17 protein-coding genes, 1 tRNA gene, 1 pseudogene and 1 riboswitch are annotated in these 18062 nt (G+C 31.2%); all 19 genes and pseudogenes read left to right on the forward strand.

What is annotated here, in order from left to right; all coding sequences use genetic code 11:
- Positions 1 to 73: 73 nt before the first annotated feature.
- Positions 74 to 190: riboswitch (FMN riboswitch) on the reverse strand.
- Positions 191 to 401: 211 nt separating this feature from the next.
- Positions 402 to 474: transfer RNA gene (locus EFT72_RS16425), tRNA-Ala, on the forward strand.
- 338 nt (positions 475 to 812) lie between these two features.
- Positions 813 to 938, forward strand: coding sequence for a hypothetical protein (locus EFT72_RS19825; protein ID WP_279222006.1), 126 nt, complete (start codon positions 813 to 815; stop codon positions 936 to 938).
- 604 nt (positions 939 to 1542) lie between these two features.
- On the forward strand, positions 1543 to 2451 hold the full coding sequence (locus EFT72_RS16440) for a hypothetical protein (protein WP_124068003.1): 909 nt from the start codon (positions 1543 to 1545) through the stop codon (positions 2449 to 2451).
- A complete protein-coding gene (locus EFT72_RS16445; protein WP_243110046.1) occupies positions 2448 to 3083 on the forward strand; it encodes a group II intron maturase-specific domain-containing protein in 636 nt (211 codons plus the stop codon). Before EFT72_RS16440 ends, EFT72_RS16445 begins: the two co-directional genes overlap by 4 nt.
- 25 nt (positions 3084 to 3108) lie before the next feature.
- The gene (locus tag EFT72_RS16450; RefSeq protein ID WP_347561897.1) at positions 3109 to 3477 is read left to right on the forward strand and encodes an integrase core domain-containing protein; all 369 of its coding nucleotides are present in this window, start codon (positions 3109 to 3111) and stop codon (positions 3475 to 3477) included.
- 141 nt (positions 3478 to 3618) lie between these two features.
- Positions 3619 to 4092, forward strand: a pseudogene (locus EFT72_RS16455) (type IV secretory system conjugative DNA transfer family protein); the annotation flags it as partial.
- A gap of 4 nt (positions 4093 to 4096) precedes the next feature.
- The gene (locus tag EFT72_RS16460) at positions 4097 to 4366 is read left to right on the forward strand and encodes a helix-turn-helix domain-containing protein (protein WP_124068005.1); all 270 of its coding nucleotides are present in this window, start codon (positions 4097 to 4099) and stop codon (positions 4364 to 4366) included.
- 1061 nt (positions 4367 to 5427) lie between these two features.
- Positions 5428 to 5877 (forward strand): sigma-70 family RNA polymerase sigma factor, encoded by a 450-nt coding sequence (locus EFT72_RS16465; protein ID WP_124068006.1) that lies wholly within the window; start codon positions 5428 to 5430, stop codon positions 5875 to 5877.
- Positions 5878 to 6718: 841 nt separating this feature from the next.
- Positions 6719 to 6883, forward strand: coding sequence for a hypothetical protein (locus EFT72_RS19355; protein ID WP_164473193.1), 165 nt, complete (start codon positions 6719 to 6721; stop codon positions 6881 to 6883).
- A 527-nt stretch (positions 6884 to 7410) separates the two neighbouring features.
- Complete coding sequence (locus EFT72_RS16470) at positions 7411 to 8244, forward strand: SPASM domain-containing protein (protein WP_124068007.1); 834 nt, start codon at positions 7411 to 7413, stop codon at positions 8242 to 8244.
- A 1-nt stretch (position 8245) separates the two neighbouring features.
- On the forward strand, positions 8246 to 9571 hold the full coding sequence (locus EFT72_RS16475) for an alpha-glucosidase/alpha-galactosidase (RefSeq protein ID WP_164473194.1): 1326 nt from the start codon (positions 8246 to 8248) through the stop codon (positions 9569 to 9571).
- A gap of 35 nt (positions 9572 to 9606) precedes the next feature.
- Entirely contained in the window at positions 9607 to 9945 is a 339-nt protein-coding gene (queD, locus tag EFT72_RS16480; protein WP_124068009.1) for a 6-carboxytetrahydropterin synthase QueD, read from the forward strand.
- A 48-nt stretch (positions 9946 to 9993) separates the two neighbouring features.
- Entirely contained in the window at positions 9994 to 10569 is a 576-nt protein-coding gene (gene folE / locus EFT72_RS16485; protein ID WP_164473195.1) for a GTP cyclohydrolase I FolE, read from the forward strand.
- A gap of 723 nt (positions 10570 to 11292) precedes the next feature.
- The gene (locus EFT72_RS16490) at positions 11293 to 12447 is read left to right on the forward strand and encodes a class I adenylate-forming enzyme family protein (protein ID WP_164473196.1); all 1155 of its coding nucleotides are present in this window, start codon (positions 11293 to 11295) and stop codon (positions 12445 to 12447) included.
- Positions 12448 to 12469: 22 nt separating this feature from the next.
- Entirely contained in the window at positions 12470 to 12712 is a 243-nt protein-coding gene (locus EFT72_RS16495; protein WP_124068012.1) for a phosphopantetheine-binding protein, read from the forward strand.
- 23 nt (positions 12713 to 12735) lie between these two features.
- Entirely contained in the window at positions 12736 to 15069 is a 2334-nt protein-coding gene (locus tag EFT72_RS16500) for an amino acid adenylation domain-containing protein (protein ID WP_124068013.1), read from the forward strand.
- A 24-nt stretch (positions 15070 to 15093) separates the two neighbouring features.
- The gene (locus tag EFT72_RS16505; protein WP_124068014.1) at positions 15094 to 15372 is read left to right on the forward strand and encodes an acyl carrier protein; all 279 of its coding nucleotides are present in this window, start codon (positions 15094 to 15096) and stop codon (positions 15370 to 15372) included.
- A gap of 27 nt (positions 15373 to 15399) precedes the next feature.
- Positions 15400 to 16749, forward strand: coding sequence for a serine hydroxymethyltransferase (gene glyA / locus EFT72_RS16510; protein ID WP_124068015.1), 1350 nt, complete (start codon positions 15400 to 15402; stop codon positions 16747 to 16749).
- Positions 16750 to 17058: 309 nt separating this feature from the next.
- Positions 17059 to 18062, forward strand: a 1004-nt coding sequence (locus EFT72_RS16515; RefSeq protein WP_206426674.1) for a hypothetical protein, incomplete at its 3' end; no start/stop codon positions are given.

Below are 18062 nucleotides of genomic sequence, written 5' to 3' on the forward strand. Positions count from 1 at the left end.
TGAAATATAAGTAACACCTGAAAGAGTGTGCCCTTCAGGTGTTAAAAATAGACAGGTGTATTATCATAATTTAACACATCTTCTTTCATCCAGACTTTACTGTCGGTATTGGAATCAAACCAATTCTGCGCATTCTGCGCTCGCGGACTTTACCGCCGGTCGGGAATTTCACCCTGCCCTGAAGACAACTATATGCAAATGTTCTGAATGTATTATAACATTTTTTTCGTAAAAAGCAAGATGTGGTTGCAATTTTTTTATTCGTTTGCTATAATATCTGCGATGGGGGTATAGCTCAGCTGGGAGAGCGAGATGTCCGGTAAACGACCCCTCAAAGAAGAAGTAGATTTAAAAAAGTAAAATGCTGGAAACCCAGAAAAATAAAGGGTTTTCGACCATATGGGGGTATAGCTCAGCTGGGAGAGCGCTTGAATGGCATTCAAGAGGTCATGGGTTCGAATCCCACTATCTCCACTTAAACAATAAGCCGCAGGCATGAATGCTTGTGGCTTAAATTATTACTTATAGGGACGGGACACTTGATAAATCAAGGACAAAAAAAGCACATTTTCAGTTTGAAAAATGTGCCTTTTTTGTCCTTGAACTAATGCTTTCATTTAAGATACCAGTAGATATGTTTTCTTATACGACACATGTGGAGACCATAATCCTGTTGCAACGGAAAAACAGCTAAAAATGACTAGAAAATAATATGCAAGGATTAAGGATATGAGAGTAGATGCTTTCATGTCCTTTTTATTACTACCCAATTTATAAACTTATCCAATATAACCTAAATCCAAGTAGAGTCTATGGATGAGGAGCCATGGGAGGCATTGATTGTAAAAGAGGATGTGAATGGAGAGACACATGGCAGCGTGCTGGTAATGCCAGCAGGGCCGTATGATATTTGGGATGCATTAGACAGTGTCAATTAATAAGGAAAGATTACAAGGTGAAGAGATGGAAACTAAACTATATATTATTGGGAACGGCTTTGATGCTGCAAACAAATTAAATACTTCATATGAAGATTTTAAAAAATATTTATGTTAGAGAAAGATACAGCATTATGTTTTATGGATCACCGTGATTTTTTTCAAAAAGTGAACAATCGGATAAAAGAAGTTATCTCAATTGGATTTTCTTACTCTGAGGTAGACATGTATTATATTGATAAAATTATTAAGAGTGTTGGAATAAATACAACATGGTATATTCATAATTTTAAATATGATACTAAAGATATTAGACAGCTCTGACGCTTACTTAGAAAGCATGGTTTTTATGGAAGAATAAAGTTTTTTAATGACATTGGTTGTTATTTAAAGTAACAATCCTATCGAAGCATAAAGACCTAAAGAGTATCAAAAACATAGTAATTCGCCAGGAATTTTATTGTTGGCATAAGAGGAGGAGCCAGCAAAATATTAAGGTTTTAAATCTATTATTTTGTTCCTTGATTTGATACAATTATAAGGTGTTAGATTGTTTTTTTCAATTGGATTATGGATTGAATTTGTAAGAAATGGGGATATGAATATGCAGGATGAAATTGAGAAAGCAATACTTATTGCAAATGGATTTGATATACAGGTGGCAGGAGATGATTATCTTAACAAGTGGATTATTGTAAGAATGTTAGCAAAAGCAAAAATGAACAAATATGATTGCTTATTTTTGAATACAGAAACACAAGAACCTATTATTACTGGAGATGAGATTATTGAGATGTTCAATAATATGATTGACGTTGCGAATGAAATTAGGGCAGATCAATATGATGAAATTATCGAAAGATATAATTCAGGTTCAGATGAGATAAAAGAAGCGGTCAAGGACTTCAAAAAGAATTATGATTATGAATTGAAAAGTGTTGAACAGATTGGTATGGAAGATTGGATACTTATTTTTCTGCTTTATCTCATAAAGGAAAAAGATATCTTGAATCAGTATGGAGCAATTAAAAAGGGTTTTGTATGTATGATTCTTGATGCAATATACTGTGAGGGAACCATACAGAATATATATCAAAAACTTGGAATGAAGTTAAAAAAATATTTTAGAAGATTTGATAAGATATTTACATTGAACTATGATAACAGTATGGAAAAGATAAATATGGAATCAGTTTTTCACCTTCATGGAGAATATGAATCAGAGGGGCAAGATGAAGAAAGCTATTGTTTGTTGAGTGCAACAATGAAAGATGAAAATATACTGTACCAGTATCCAGAAGAAATGCAGCATTGTAATTGCAGTGCAATTCTTGATTTTTGCGGTAATCGTAAATATCAATATGCTTCTGAAGTAACAGTGATAAAAGAAAAGACTGGAAAAGGATATGATTATCATTTTAAAGAATTTGAGAATCTGGCGGGGCAGTTAACAATTGTGGGATTAGCAACAAAGGTAATATTGAGAACCATTACCGCGCTAAAACAAAAGTGAATTTAGTAAGATATGCTGATGACTTTATCATTACAGCAAATTCGAAAGAAACTGCCGAAGAACTAAAGGAACTTGTCAGCGTCTTCCTATCTACTAGAGGACTAACACTTTCAGAGGAAAAAACTCTCATCACACAAATAGATGACGGATTTGACTTTCTTGGTTGGAACTTTAGAAAATTTAAAGGAAAACTCATCGTCAAACCTTCTAAAAATTCGGTAAAGAATGTCATACATAAATGCTCAAAAATCATCTTAAAAGATGGAAAAGCAATGACGCAGAAAAACCTAATACAACGTTTGAATGCAGTGTTACGGGGCTGGACGAATTACCATAAACACGTAGTAGCTAGCCGTGCATTCTCTATTGTCAATAATTCAGTATACTTACTATTGCAACAATGGGCTAAACATCGTCACCCTAACAAAAACAAATGGTGGCACCTTAAACGTTATTGGCATGAATATAATGGAAAGCCGTGGGTGTTTATGACGGGTGAGAACGTCTTAATTAACTTAAGAAGAATTCACATTAAAAGACATCAAAACTTATGCATTGACAAAAACCCATTCTTAGATAAGACGTACTTTATCAAAAGAAGAATGAAACTACGTTCACTCAGTGCCGCCTGAAAAGGTGAAGAGATGCTTGAGCCGTATGAGCGGGAAACTCTCACGTACGGTTCTTAGACGAGGGAAAGGGAGTAATCCCTTTTTCTTAGTCGAGTATACCAGTGAGCTTTATCGTAATGCTATAAAAAAATATGGTATTCAACAAAGTATGAATAGTGCTGGTGGAAGATGTCATGATAATGCACGCTGTGAAAGTATGTGGGCAAGACTTAAGGAAGAACTTTTATATGGTCGCTATGATACATCTAAAATGACTATAATAGAATTAAAAACACTAATCTGGAGATATTTTATCAGCTATTGGAATTATAGGAGAATCTGCTCTACTAATGGTGGATTACCTCCAATGATCAAGAGGCAACAATACTATGCCTCCTTACAGGATGCAGCATAGGTCGAACATCCTTGAGAAAAAAGTGTAAAGAGATATTGACAATATCAGACGATGGGGCGCCGTGTGAGGTGAAAGTCTCGTGCACGGTGCTAAGCGGGGGAAAAGCTGGAGATTATATCAAAGGTTTACCTATCGCAATATACGGTGTTCGGCGGTTTTGCCCCCAACAGCGAATCGGCACAGATATTATCCAAAGCTCTCGGAAGCAAGACGATCATGAGCGGTTCCGTCAGCCGTGGGAAAAACGACCCAAGCCAGTCTCTGCAGATGATTGAGCGACCGCTTATGACACCTGATGAATTGAAGTCAATGCCAAAAGGTTATTTTGTCGTGACGAAAACAGGAGCTTATCCAATGAGAACCAGGCTAAAGCTATTTATTGAATGGGGAATTGTCTTCGGCAAACCCTATGAAATCATGGAGAAGTCAGCCAGAAAGGTCGACTATGCCGACCGATTCACCTTGGAGGAAGAAATTATCCGGCGTCAAACTGTCTGTGAGGAAATGCCGGAAAAGCATGCGTCAGCTGAGGCTCCATCAGGAGGAATTACGCATTCTTTGGCATCCATCAATCTCGATCCATTTGTTCAAAAGCAGGAATCCACAAAGGGGTGATGCTATGGGTTACTTTACCTCGCTTTATTCCTCTGAACTGCCGCACCGTGCAAGAACTGTCTATATGTATCTTTCTGACCGGTCTGATAAGGAGGGCAGATGTTATCCGGCGATTGGCACTATCGCCAGGGAACTTAAACTGTCCCGGAGTACCGTTAAACGTGCAATTGTTGATTTAGAAAAAAATGGATATCTTACGAAAGAGCAGCGGTGGAGGGAGAGCGGCGGCAAGAGCAGCAACATGTTTTTTCTGAAAAAAGCGGATACCAGATAAAAGCCTGAAATGTGATTCTCACACCAAGGGTGAAGTCTGCTTTTTTAGTGGACCATGGTATGGTTCACCATGGACCATGTAGGGGAACTTCTCACTTTAAGAATATTTAACAGCAGAAAAAGAGCAAAGATTGGGGGAGAGAGAATGGCAGAGGTATTGGAATGGAAAGCAGTTTTTATGTGATATAATTATTGTGTTTTAAAACCAAGTACACAGTTAGGCTTAAAAGCAGTTCATTCCGCCAAGAGAATGGTCTACTTTTTTCATGGACTGTGCCAGGGGGCATGATGCGCCGTGAAAGAGAACTCCTCACTCTAAAAAATATAATTGCAGAAAAAGAACAATTGGACTGTATAGATATTGTTAATACAGCAAATATATCAGGAATATATTTATCTTTATTTGCCAGCTTTGTTTTCTTTAAAATATTCTCCAATATGATATATCTGGTGAGTTTTAAACATTAAACGATATTACTAATTGTCGTTATCTGTTGTTTCCACAGTGTATACATGTTATAATTTACACAGTTACAGAAAATAACAAAAATATTGCTTTAATATGGGTGGATATCTCAAAGGATAGCTTTAAAACAGATTTTACAGAGTTCATTGCGTATGGTTATAACCTGATCCATTTAGAACAGAAGTACCAAGCCGTCAGAAAAATCTATAAGGCACTTGTCCTCTTTGAGGGCAGGTTTTTGTCTTTTATAACGTCTTTTAAACAAGGAAGATACTAGTTTTTGTATATTGCCTAGATAAGAGGTTATCTGTATGCTTCATTCCAACATCTGTTTTTTGAGGTGGAGATAAAGACAGCCGAGTACATACACTTCAGCCACCAATAATTAAATATATTAATAAATCAGTACTGCATCTAACCTGGTGTAGTGCTGATTTTTTTGCTTCGACAATAAAATTGTTCTGGCGACCTAATGTTACAAAAGAGGGCATCATAAAAGTCGCTTTTGATAGAAAATTGTCTGTACCCCGATGCAGATCCCCACCGCTTGTTCTTCATTCTTTGATTTTAAAATCATGTAATGGAGGACAAGCCATATGGCAAAAAGAATCAGAAGAATTAATTATCGAGAGAAGTATCCAGAAGCAAGTGATGCTGTTATTGAGGTATTGGAAAAAAGCGATCGCAAAATGGAGTACCAGCAGTATGACTTAAAGGTGGAGCATTATCATATTGACCGTGTTAGCTGTGCAATTAACCTCATTCCAAGCCGTGAGGATTCCTTTGAACGGCTAAAGGATTCAAATCAGCAGTTTGCAACGGATGAAATAAGCGTTGAAGATGCCGCAGTCCAGGCGGTGTTAATTGAAAAACTTTTATCCTGCCTAAAACTGCTTACACCGCAGGAGCAAGAACTAATAAACGAGCTGTTTTTCAAAGGAAAAAGCGAGCATCAGATATCTAGAGAAACAGATATTGCACAGAGAACCATACATGACCGGAAAGTAAGAATCATCTGCAAATTAAAGAAACTGATGGAAAATTAAAAATTGTACCGCTCACCCCCCTCTCTGAACGTGGAAGTAAGTGAGGGGGTTTTTCTATTCCTTCTTTTGCTCCTTGAAAACTTCATATCCGGCAGCATTAATACATGATCTGTCCAGCCGTGTAAAAGCGGCAGCGACATTGACGGGCGCGCCAAAACTGCCTGCGGATGGGTGAGAGACATTCGTCGAACCGATGGCATCGAAGGTGATGAGCGAGAACGCCTGGTCATAGAACAGTTTATGGTGGACTGTTTCGCAATGAAATGGACAGTGCTAACGCTACTTCCGTCCAGCCACAGACATCGCAATGGGGGCGGCTCGCAGAGATCCTGAGAGAGGTGAAATTCCTATGAGGCCCGTTTAACCGACAGGCCGTTGCTGTTGCCGCCCTATAGAAGACTCATTTGTTCTTTGCGTTTTGGGGTGTTGTATCGAATAAAAGCGCAGATATGAAGAACAAGTAGAAATTTTCATTTTAGAGATCATGTGGCAGGACAAGATGGCCCTGCCGCATTCCTGTGAGATGAATTTAAATAGACATTGTATTGGAAATCTTAGAATTAATAAAAATTCGTTTAGATAAAAGAACAAATAGAAAGCAAAGTATGTCCTTTTATTATCTACAGGCTACCAGAAAACTTTGCTGTTCTTATTAATGGTTGGTTATTCATGGATCCTTCTTGATTTTAAGTAGGCGGAGAAAATTTATGGGAATTATAGAAACAATTTTAACTGGACCATTAAGCGTTATCTGTTAAAATAAATTACTGTATTTACTCCGCTGTATTAAAGAAATTTGATTCCAGCGGAATTCACTGCTTAGCAGGTAGGAGGCGTTTATATGAATGAAATAAATAATGAATTAAGGAAGAAATCGATAAAGCTCACGATAAACGATAAAATTATAACTTTAACATTTGCATCAGAACCTAATATAGAAGTGGCAGAATTTATAAAAAAAACTTTAATAAATTCCTTTTTAATAAAAGGCTATGTTAAAGAATAATGTTGATAATTAAGATAACTAAAAAAGAAAAATTTTCTCAAAGTTTTCTATAACACACATATGCTGATATATAAGTTAGATGAAACTTCTTCTTATTATTGATAAAATAATACATAATTTGCGGGAGTATTCTAAACGTTCTTCTGTCTTTGAGTTTAGCTTGTCTGTCTTATATAAGTTGTCATTCTTATACTTTGTAAATACACAAAGATGATATTTCCATACATCTTAATTTCAACAAGGTTCATAATCCTTTATATGTTAATTAAGAATTATAATGGCAGTATAAATCAGATCTTTCTTAAATATTAAGAATTAAACTATCTTTTAAATGCAATAGCAACAAATGCGATGAATTATTTTCTGTAAGAGCAATTTATACATAGTATTATATAGTAAGTATTGTTATAATTTATACTAAATCACTAAATAAACGTGGGGGAAAACATGACAAAGTATACATGACGTACAAAATTCGACAAAAATCGACAATAAAACATTAAAAATCTCAAGTTTAGCACTATATTATGAAAGGAGAAAAGTATGATAATTATTTCAATTCATACAAAAAAATCATGGGAGCATTTTTAGAAATAAGTACTTCAATTCCTTGTATATTGCATTGTGAATATTGTCCGCAAGAGGTTTTGAAAAAAAAATATAAGTCAAAAATAAAAAATTTATCACTAAATAATTTTAAGATAGCAATAAACAAATTGCCAGAGAATAGTGTTATCACATGGAGTGCTTTTAATGAACCTTTTCAAAATCCTGAAACAATAGATATGATATTTTATGCATATGAAAAAGGACATAAAATTCAATTAAATACTACATTGGTGGGTTTGAATATTGAAAAATATAATTTAATAAAAGATTTACCTTTTTCTCTCTTCGGAATTCATCTACCAGATTCAGAAGGAAAGACGGTTATACCAATTACAATTCAATATAAAACACTGTTAAAATATATTGTAGAAAATCCTCCTTTAAATGTAAATTATAATCACCATGCAGCTGAAGTTCATGACGAAATAAAGAATATAATTAATAGTAGTCATAAACTGATCATTCATAATAGAAGTGGCTTGATTAAAGGTGGGCGAGTAGATTATCATCCAAATGTTATTAAGTGCGGTCAACAATTTTTATTTACTAATAATGATGGTGGTTGCGTTTTATTACCAAATGGTGATTGTGTAACATGTTGCCAATCATTTAATATACAAGAAAGATTAGGCAACTTATTTACACAGTCATGGGGTGAAATAAAGTCTAATATTAAACTATTTGAATTATGTAAGTTTTGCAGATATGCGGTTGATAAGGATGAAAGTGCTATTAGCCAATTGGGGGGGTGAAATGAAAAAAAACATCAAAATAGTAATAGTTGGAGCTGGTAGTACATCATTTGGTTTGTCTATGATTAGAGATGCTTTTGCGACAAAAGAATTATGGGGAAGTGAATTAGTACTAGTAGATAATAATATTACAGCCTTAAAACTTATTTTTAAAGTTGCGACACGAATGAATATAGAATTAAATGCTAATTTTAAAATTTCTATGACAACAAATAGAATTGAAGCTTTTCGAAATGCTAAGTATATAATAATTTCAATAGCAGTAAACAGAAATGAAATGTGGATTAAAGATTTTACGATTCCTCAAAAATATGGTGTAAAACATGTACTTGGTGAAAACGGCGGACCTGGTAGTGTGTTTCATACTATGAGAAATATTCCTGTTATTTTAGAAATATGCAAGGACATAGAAGATATATGTCCTGATGCAGTTGTTATTAATTTTACAAATCCGGAAAGTAGAATTTGTTTAGCTATAAATAAATATACATCTGTAAAGGCAATTGGATTATGCCATCAAATCTACGAGGGAATCAAAATAATATCAAAAATCATGGAAAGATCTGATGATAGTTTTGAGATTAAAGCTTTTGGCATAAATCATTTTACTTGGGTAAAAGAAATTAGAGATAAAAAAACATGTGATGATTTATATCCAGTCTTACAAGAAAAAGAAAAAAATTATAATTCATCATATGAACCATTAACAAGATTTTTATTTCATAAATTTGGACTTTTTCCTACTTCAGGGGATATACATTTAGGTGAATATATATCATATGCGCATGAGATGGTTAGTACAGAAGGTTATAAATTTAAACTTAATGAACAGCGCCGCAATGAATTATGGTCATTTATTAAAGAATTTGGTAATAATAAACTGTCATTAACAGATGAATTTAAATTTCCAGGTCATGGTAATATTTCACTTCTAAAACCGTCTGGTGAGAGGGCATTTGATATTATTAGGGGCATTGAGTGTGATACCAATGAAGTTATTGATTCAGCTAATGTACCTAATGAAGACTATATAGAAAATTTGCCTCGAAACTCCATTGTTGAAGTTCCGATTATAGTAAACGGTTGTGGAGTAAAAGGGATCAAAATGGGAGATCTGCCGAGAGGAATTTCAGCAATGTGTATAAATGAAATAAATATACAACATTTAGTAGTTGATGCAGGTGTAACTGGAAATAATGAGTTAGTCCAGCAGGCGTTGCTAATTGACTCAACGATTGGAAGTGCTAATGCAGCTATGGGCATTTATTCGGAAATGATGAAAATTAATAAAGAGTACTATCCTCAATTTTATAAAGAAAGAGGTTGATTAATTAAAACATAATTTTTATAAGGAGTAAAATAATGTATTATATAAGAAAAAAATTTCAAATTTCAGCTGCACATCATTTGAATTTAGATTATGAGAGTAAGTGTACTAGTTTACATGGACATAATTGGGTAATTGAGGTGTATTTAAAAAGTAAACAACTGGATCACAATGGTATGGTATTTGATTTTGCAAAAATTAAAAATGATATTTCAGGATATCTTGATCATGGGAATTTGAATGAGCTATTGCCTGATTTTAATCCAACTGCTGAAAATATTGCAAAATGGATTTGTGATTCTCTTGGCTCTAAATGCTATCGCGTAGAGGTTCAAGAAAGCGAAAATAATATAGCTATATATGAAATTGATTGAAATGTATTAATACTAAGGATAATAATATTGCTGAAAGAGGTGTTTTCATTGATAGATAAGCTCAAAATCGAAAAAAGTATAAGGGATATATTAGAAGCTCTGGGTGAAGATATTAATAGGGAAGGACTACGTGATACTCCGAAAAGAGTTGCTAATATGTATGAAGAAATATTTATGGGAGTTCAATATTCAAATAATGATATAGCAGATTTATTTAACGTTACTTTCGAGGAAGATTTAGATTATGATGAAAATAATATTGTAATGATAAAAGATATTGAGACCTTTTCCTTTTGTGAACATCATATGGCACTTATGTATAATATGAAAATTAATGTTGCTTATATTCCACAAAATAAAGTAATTGGATTTAGTAAAGTCGTCAGAATATGCGATTTAGTTTGCCGGCGTCTACAAATCCAAGAAAGAATTGGAAAAGATATTGCATATATTATAAAAAAAATTACTGAGACTGATAATGTTGCAGTTTTTTTAAAAGCAGAGCATAGTTGTATTACAATGCGTGGAATTAAAAAAAATAATACGAATACTGTTTCCATGTCTTTAAATGGTAGATTTAAAACTGATACTAATTTATTAAATAAAATTAAATTGATGATGTAAGAATTCAATTTCAATTTTTAAATTTATCATATTAAAGGCATTTTATTATCGTAGTAGGAAATGTTTATTGTTTTGAACAGCTTTGGCTGCATTGAACAAAGTATTACGAAGGCATTTAGTACTTCATTTTGACATACTGGTTTTAATTTTCAGACGGATTTATAGCGAGATCCAAGCCTAAAAAAGCAAGCAGCAAATTCAGTAATATCTTCGAACTCACCTAGTATCAGCCACCATTCACATGCCTAATACAAGGAGTAGTTATGATTACAGAATTAAGAGAAAGGATAATTGCTTTTATTTCGGATTCGGCTTTAATAACATGGCTATTTAGTATTCAAACTGAACAATTGATTGAGTTATCTGTATTAATATATAAATCTGTCACAGGAACCGACAGATTTCTGTGTCGGAGTACTTAATAACTTTACTTGATGAGTTTTTGAAGGCATAGACCGAAGTACGTCAGAAGAATCAAACCCAGGTCATAGGTTGTAAAGAACCTGTGAGGATGTATCATTAAAGTTTTAGTGAGAATGTAGCTATCAGCCTTATCCATTTTAGTTATACGGATGTTATTCTTTCGCATTGTGGATGTTTAGATAGGGTTAATGATTACAGGTAAATAATCTAATCTACAATATCTGAATGTATTATAATCACAAATCTAAAAAGAAAGGTAAGTATGTATTTAGCTTTTTAAAAATCATACAAGAAATAAGTATGCTTTTATATAATTTTTTAGTAGAATCAGCTTACAAATATCCAGATGCTAATGCTTTAATTTATAATGGTAATAAATATACATATCAAGACCTTAATCAATATACTTGTAATGTATATAACTCTTTAAGAGAAATTATATCAGATACTAATAAAAGAGTAGCATGCTTAATGTATAATTCACTAGAATTAATAGTAAGTATATTTGCTTTATCCAAAGGTAAAAACATTACTCTATTATTAAATCCTGATTTTGAGAGTGTAGACATTTTTGAAAAATTGCAGAGCGCTAAAATAGAAGTAGTAATAATAGACAAAGAAGTTTATACAAAATTAAAGCATTATAATAACGACCTAATTAATAAATATATTTTTATTTTTAGTTCTGATCAGATCTTTAATTTTAATCATATTTGCAATAATTTATCATATGAATTATTCAATAATAATATAAGCATGAGCGATAAGGTATTAATCCAAACCTCCTCTGGTACGACAAATATATCAAAAATGGCTTATAGAACAAATGAAAATATCTATGAAGATAGTAACAATATAATTGAGACTTTTCAATATGAGCATTCTGATAGTATATATTTGTCAGTTCCTATTTACCATGGATATGGTTTGACAATGGGATTAATATCTCCTATCAGGCAAGGTATGACTATTGTATTTGATAAATTATTTATGCCTAATAGATTCTTAAGACAATATATAACCTTAGAAAAAATGATCTTTGTTGGAGTGCCAGATATATTTAATTTATTAAGCAATTGCATAGGCGAGGAACAAATAAATATAACTAATGCAAAATGGTTTTTTTGTTCTAGTTCAGCTTTAAACTATAAAATTGGAGAAAATTTCAATAAAAAAACAAATATTTGGTTAAATCAAGTTTATGGGATGATGGAGGCCAGTACGATTGCAGCAAATCTATCCCCTAATAAAAATAATTTTATAAGTGTTGGAAATGTCGTCAGTAATGTAGAGTTAGTTATAGATAAAAATATTTATATAAAAAGTAAAGCAATATCAAATGATTATATTGTTAATGGAGAAGAAAAAGAGATTCAAAAAAATAATTATTGGTTTAATACTGGCGACGAAGGAATAATAAAAGATTCTGATTTGTACTTACTTGAAAGAAAATAAAATTAAAAAGTAGGATTGATTAATGAAAAAAGAAATTATATTAAATTTACTAACTGGTCTACTAAATATAAGCATTGAAGAATTAAAAAATTTAAAAGATACAGATGATCTTTGTACTTTTGGTCTAACGTCAATTAAAGCTTTAGAATTTCTGGTTTTATTAGAAGAAGAGATGCAAGTAAAACTTAATGAAGAAGATATATATATATCAAAAGTATTAACTTTAAACTCGATATCCAAACTTATTGATAAATATACAGAATAATAGTTCTAAAATGGAGAGTGATTATGATTAACGAATATAGTGAATTGGAATTTAAAAATGATAATATTTATTATTGGGAGAATTTATTACTTAAAGATTACTCTAATCAACTACCTATAAATTATAGCAATATGATGAAAGAGGAAGATTTTATTGATAGCGAAAAATCAATCTATTCAAAAAAAATACCACAAGAGTTAATTGCAAGAATAATAGATTGTTTAGATGGTAATGAAGAGGTAACAATGTATCATTACTTTGTCACTTTTTTTGTTATCATAATGATTCGATATAGACAAGAACAAGATATTATATTACCTATTTTATTTGAAAATAGGAAAGAAAACCTTATTAAAATGTTATCATTAAAACTCCCCTCAATAATATCATTTGAAGTATTACTTAATAAAATCATAGATCTTGATAAGGAAATAAGTGAAAAAACAAAATTGCATTTAAAAAATTTGGAGTCTATTCTTAATAAACAAAAAGAGATACCAACAATATTAAAAACAATATTTCACTATTCTGAGATTACAGATGAATATAATACTGCTTTTACTATAAATGAATTTGATGATTTCTATAATGATTGCATACATGTCTATATACATAAAAAAGTTGATGATTACTATTATTCAGTTAAGTATTCTCCAAAGCTTTATACTAAAGAAGCAATAGAATTTCTTTTTAATCATTATTGTGAAATTATTAATAATAGCTTAAATAATAAAGAGAAAGATATTTATTTTATAGATATTATGAATTCAAGAGAGAGAAAAAAAATACTATTTGATTGGAATCAAACTAAACAATTTTATCCACAAGATTATTGTTTACATCAATTAATAGAGAATATAGTGGTCTCTAACCCAAACGGAATTGCAATAATACAAGAGGATAAGGAAATCACTTATAATGAATTAAATGAAATGTCAAATAGAATTGCACATTATCTAATTAAATTGGGGGTTAAAAAAAATTATATAGTAGGTATTTATATTGAGAAAACATTTAAAATGGTAGCAGCTCTTATAGGGGTATTGAAAGCAGGCGGAGCTTACTTACCAATGGACACTTCATATCCTATACAACGTATTCAATATATGTTGGAAGATTCAAAGGCAGAATTTTTGATTTCTGACAGTTCACTGGTTGAAAATATTTCTGTAAATTCTAAGATGTCAGTTATACTAATGGATCGAAATGATGAAATTATTTTAAAACAATCTATTGTAAACCCTCAGGTAAATGTTACGTCTGAAAATTTTTGCTATGTAATATATACTTCAGGTTCTACGGGGAATCCTAAAGGAGTTGTGTTAAATCATAAAGGAAGGGTAAATAATTTTTACGATTTTAATTCACGCTTTGGAATTCGTGAGGGTGATAGATTGCTCTCGGTTTCCTCTCCTAGCTTTGACATGTGTGCATATGATATTTTGGGTACATTAGCAGCTGGAGCTACTATAATTTTTCCAAATAGAGATTTACAAAATCAACCTATGCATTGGTTGAGATTAATTTCTAAATATGAGATTACAATCTGGCATTCTGTACCTGTTATGCTTGAATTGTTATGTAAATGTGCGGAGATAAGAGTGAATATGAAATTGAATTCATTGCGTCTATTTCTTCTTGGAGGTGATTGGATTTCAGTATCGTTACCTGATCGAATAAAAGAACTTGATGAGGCATGCAAAATCGTTAGTTTAGGTGGAGCTAGTGAGGTATCTATGGATTCTACTATATATATAATTCAATCAGTAAATCCCAACTGGCCCAGTATTCCTTATGGTAAACCTATGGCAAATCAAAAAACGTATATTCTTGACAATAAATTAGAGCCGTTACCAGTTGGCATTCCGGGAGAATTATTTATAGGGGGTATAGGTGTTGGTCAAGGATATTATAATAGAGAAAAATTAACAAAAGAGAAATTTCTTACGAATCCATGGGGGACAGATCCTGACGAAAGAATCTATCGTACTGGTGATTGGGCACGTTATTTACCGGATGGTAATATACAATTATTAGGAAGAATAGATTTACAAGTTAAAATAAACGGAGTTCGTATAGAACTTGGTGAAATAGAAGCTCATTTAAAAACAAATTTATACATAAAAGATGCTGTAGTGTTAGCATTAGATAAATCTGATAATGTTAAGAAAATAGTTGCATATATTGTATTTAAATCTTATGATACTCAGTTATCTATAGCTGAATTAAAATCTTATATTAGACAAAAAATGCCGATTAGTTATGTTCCATCTAGCTTTATTTTTTTAGAAGAATTACCATTGACACCAAATGGAAAAGTAAATCGAAAAGCACTTAGCAATATGAGAATTATTTAACATAAACTTAGAGAGGGTGATATTATGAATGAGATTTTGAATTATTTATATAAAATAATAAGAAGATTAACAGGTGATGAAAGGTTATTGTTAAATGAAGAAACTGTTCTGGAAGATCTACAACTTGATTCAATAACTTATATAGAAATATTTATTGATATTGAAGAAAATTTTGCTTTTGAATTTGATGATGAAATGCTGTTAATAGAAAAATATCCCACTTTACAAGAGTTAAGTGAGTATATTTACCGAAAGACATATAAACAAGAGAAAAAACAACTGAATAATAATGTTTTGAGTTGAAAATTAATTTATAGTGGAGGAGTTTTTATGAGTAATAGAGAAGATGGCTTTTTAAAATTATTATCTAATGGAGAGTTGCAGATAAAAGAAAAATATCCAGACATGTATGAAACTCTAATTGATGAATACCATAGACAAAAAAATGTATTAATGATGGTAGCATCATGCAGTTTAGTGTCTCCCCCAGTATTAGCTTGTCAAGGTATGATACCTGTTAATATTACGGCTGAAGGATATCCAGATCAGCGCTATCATGCTGGTTGTACTCAGATTGATAAGATTGAAAATATGGCAATTGTCTTGGCGAAACAATTGTTTAATGCTAATTATGCAAATGTTCAACCACATTCTGCAACAACAGCAAATGAAATTGTGATGTTTTCGTTGCTTAATGCTAATGATGTAATATTAGGGATGGATCTTTCGTCAGGTGGACATCTCAGTCATGGAGCTAATGTATCATATTCTGGAACATACTTTAATTCCATCAAGTATGGCTTAGATAAAAATTTTTTAATTGATCTAAATCAAGTAGAATCTTTAGCTAAGAAATATAGGCCTAAGCTAATAATTTGTGGAACAACAGCATATTCAAGATGCATAAATTTTAAAGCTTTTAGAGAAATAGCGGATCGAGTAGGTGCTTATTTATTAGCAGATATTTCACATATATCAGGGTTGGTTGCGACCGGTTTACACGAGTCTCCTATAAATTATGCTCATATAACTATATCATGTACTCATAAACAATTATTTGGCCCGAGAGGTGGAATAATATTATCTGGTAAAGATTCAGATATGGAAATATTAATAAGAGGAAAGAAAAGAACTTTATCACAGCAACTTCAAAAATCAGTTTTTCCGTTTTTTCAGGGCGCACCTGCCATGAATTTGATAGCTGCCAAAGCTATGGCATTTAAGCTTGCCATGGAATCTGATTTTAGAAGTACAATGAATGATGTAGTTAGAAATTCAAAAATATTAGCCCAATATTTTGTTAGCAAGGATTTCGATGTTATATCAGGCGGTACAGATACGCATATTGTATTATTAGATTTACAAAATAAAGGTATTAACGGTCAAGTAGCTGAAAGAGCACTAGAGCAGTGTGGGATCATTGTAAATAAGAATATGGTCCCCAATAGTGATAGATCTTCTAAAATACCAGCCGGTATCCGAATTGGAACCAATATTTTAGCACAAAGGAAATTTTCAAAAGAAGATGTTATAAAATGTGGGCAATTAATAGAGATGGTATTGGCAAATATTATAATAGATTCAGATAATACGGGAACAGTTAGAAGTGATGTAAAACACAGAGTAATTACATCTGTACGAGAATTATGTGAAAAAAATCCTATTAATGAATATTTATAAAGTTCCTATAAAATCAGTATTCTAATGAATCTCCTCCATCTTGTCTTATAGGAGAGTTGCTTCATTACATTTAATTCAGAAATGTAAATGATATAATTATATATTAAATTTATCAAGATAATATAGAGTACATTATTTATCTGAGCATAGGTATCATAATAAACTAAAAAGGTTTATTAGTAATCACTTTAAAATTTTACTGGAGGAAGATACAAAAAATCAAAAGAAAGGAAAAGCAGATGTATTGTTTATAGTACATTGTACAAGATTAAAATGAGTTTCTTATTACCAATTACTGTACAAAGAGAAATGAATACATATTTATGGTATTCTTTAAAACTTTGTGTTTTACCCTCAACAAAATTTTCAGCATGGTATAATCAGCATTTTATACAATTATACATATATGAACGTGAAAAATGTAAATGGAAATTAGATTATGAAGATAGAGAGATTAGAGAATCCGTTTTTTTAGAAGTTTTGGAGTTATATGCATATAAAAAAAAAGATCTGGATTATTATAATATAGTTAATATAATTAATGAAAATTTATATAACAAGTATTATGTAATAATAGAGATAGATGAATATTATTTTCCAGAAAAATCTCATTTTAGAAAAAGGCATTTTATTCATCCGATATTAATATATGGTAGTGACAATATAAATAATTTTTTTTTCTGTATAGGTTTTGATAAAAGAAATATTTTTAGAACTTTACAAATAAGTTATAATGATTTAGTAAAGGCGACAAATAGTTGTTTATCATTAATTGATAACAAAAGCTTGATTTTATCTATTTTTCGTCCTAAAGTAGACATTAATTTTTATAATCCTATAATTGTTAAAAAAAATTTGGAATCATATATTAATGGGAACAATATAAATGTTTGTAACTCTATATTTACTACCACACCTAATTATGGCTCTAATACATATTCTAAAGTTATAGAATGTTTAAAAGAAAATATATTTGATTATAGAATTTTTCATTTGTATGCAGAACATAAAAAAGAATTATTAAAGAAAATTAATTACTTAAATCAGTATATAATTAAAGATACGTATTTAAATCAATATCTTTTAAAATTTAAAGAAGAAGTTGTTGATTATTCAGAAAAAACTAGATTGAAAACTTTGAAATATACTATTAAAAATGGATTAGAGAATAATTATCTTAGTTTTTTGCCTGGATATACAGGTGTTAATATTATGTTAGATAAAAATTATAATCAAGACTTTTTGAATGTATTAATTAATGATTTAATATATATTAAATCAAAAGAAGATTATTATTTAGATAAAATAAGTAC

Source organism: Clostridium sp. E02 (genome assembly GCF_003833015.1).
GTDB lineage: Bacteria > Bacillota > Clostridia > Lachnospirales > Lachnospiraceae > Lacrimispora.

Bases quoted from the DNA above. Each gene is read 5' to 3' on its own strand.
- EFT72_RS19825 (WP_279222006.1), top strand. From the start codon at position 813: ATGGATGAGGAGCCATGGGAGGCATTGATTGTAAAAGAGGATGTGAAT.
- EFT72_RS16440 (WP_124068003.1), top strand. From the start codon at position 1,543: ATGCAGGATGAAATTGAGAAAGCAATACTTATTGCAAATGGATTTGAT.
- EFT72_RS16450 (WP_347561897.1), top strand. From the start codon at position 3,109: ATGAGCGGGAAACTCTCACGTACGGTTCTTAGACGAGGGAAAGGGAGT.
- EFT72_RS16460 (WP_124068005.1), top strand. From the start codon at position 4,097: ATGGGTTACTTTACCTCGCTTTATTCCTCTGAACTGCCGCACCGTGCA.
- EFT72_RS16465 (WP_124068006.1), top strand. From the start codon at position 5,428: ATGGCAAAAAGAATCAGAAGAATTAATTATCGAGAGAAGTATCCAGAA.
- EFT72_RS19355 (WP_164473193.1), top strand. From the start codon at position 6,719: ATGAATGAAATAAATAATGAATTAAGGAAGAAATCGATAAAGCTCACG.
- EFT72_RS16470 (WP_124068007.1), top strand. From the start codon at position 7,411: ATGAAAGGAGAAAAGTATGATAATTATTTCAATTCATACAAAAAAATC.
- EFT72_RS16475 (WP_164473194.1), top strand. From the start codon at position 8,246: ATGAAAAAAAACATCAAAATAGTAATAGTTGGAGCTGGTAGTACATCA.
- queD (WP_124068009.1), top strand. From the start codon at position 9,607: ATGTATTATATAAGAAAAAAATTTCAAATTTCAGCTGCACATCATTTG.
- EFT72_RS16490 (WP_164473196.1), top strand. From the start codon at position 11,293: ATGCTTTTATATAATTTTTTAGTAGAATCAGCTTACAAATATCCAGAT.
- EFT72_RS16495 (WP_124068012.1), top strand. From the start codon at position 12,470: ATGAAAAAAGAAATTATATTAAATTTACTAACTGGTCTACTAAATATA.
- EFT72_RS16500 (WP_124068013.1), top strand. From the start codon at position 12,736: ATGATTAACGAATATAGTGAATTGGAATTTAAAAATGATAATATTTAT.
- EFT72_RS16505 (WP_124068014.1), top strand. From the start codon at position 15,094: ATGAATGAGATTTTGAATTATTTATATAAAATAATAAGAAGATTAACA.
- glyA (WP_124068015.1), top strand. From the start codon at position 15,400: ATGAGTAATAGAGAAGATGGCTTTTTAAAATTATTATCTAATGGAGAG.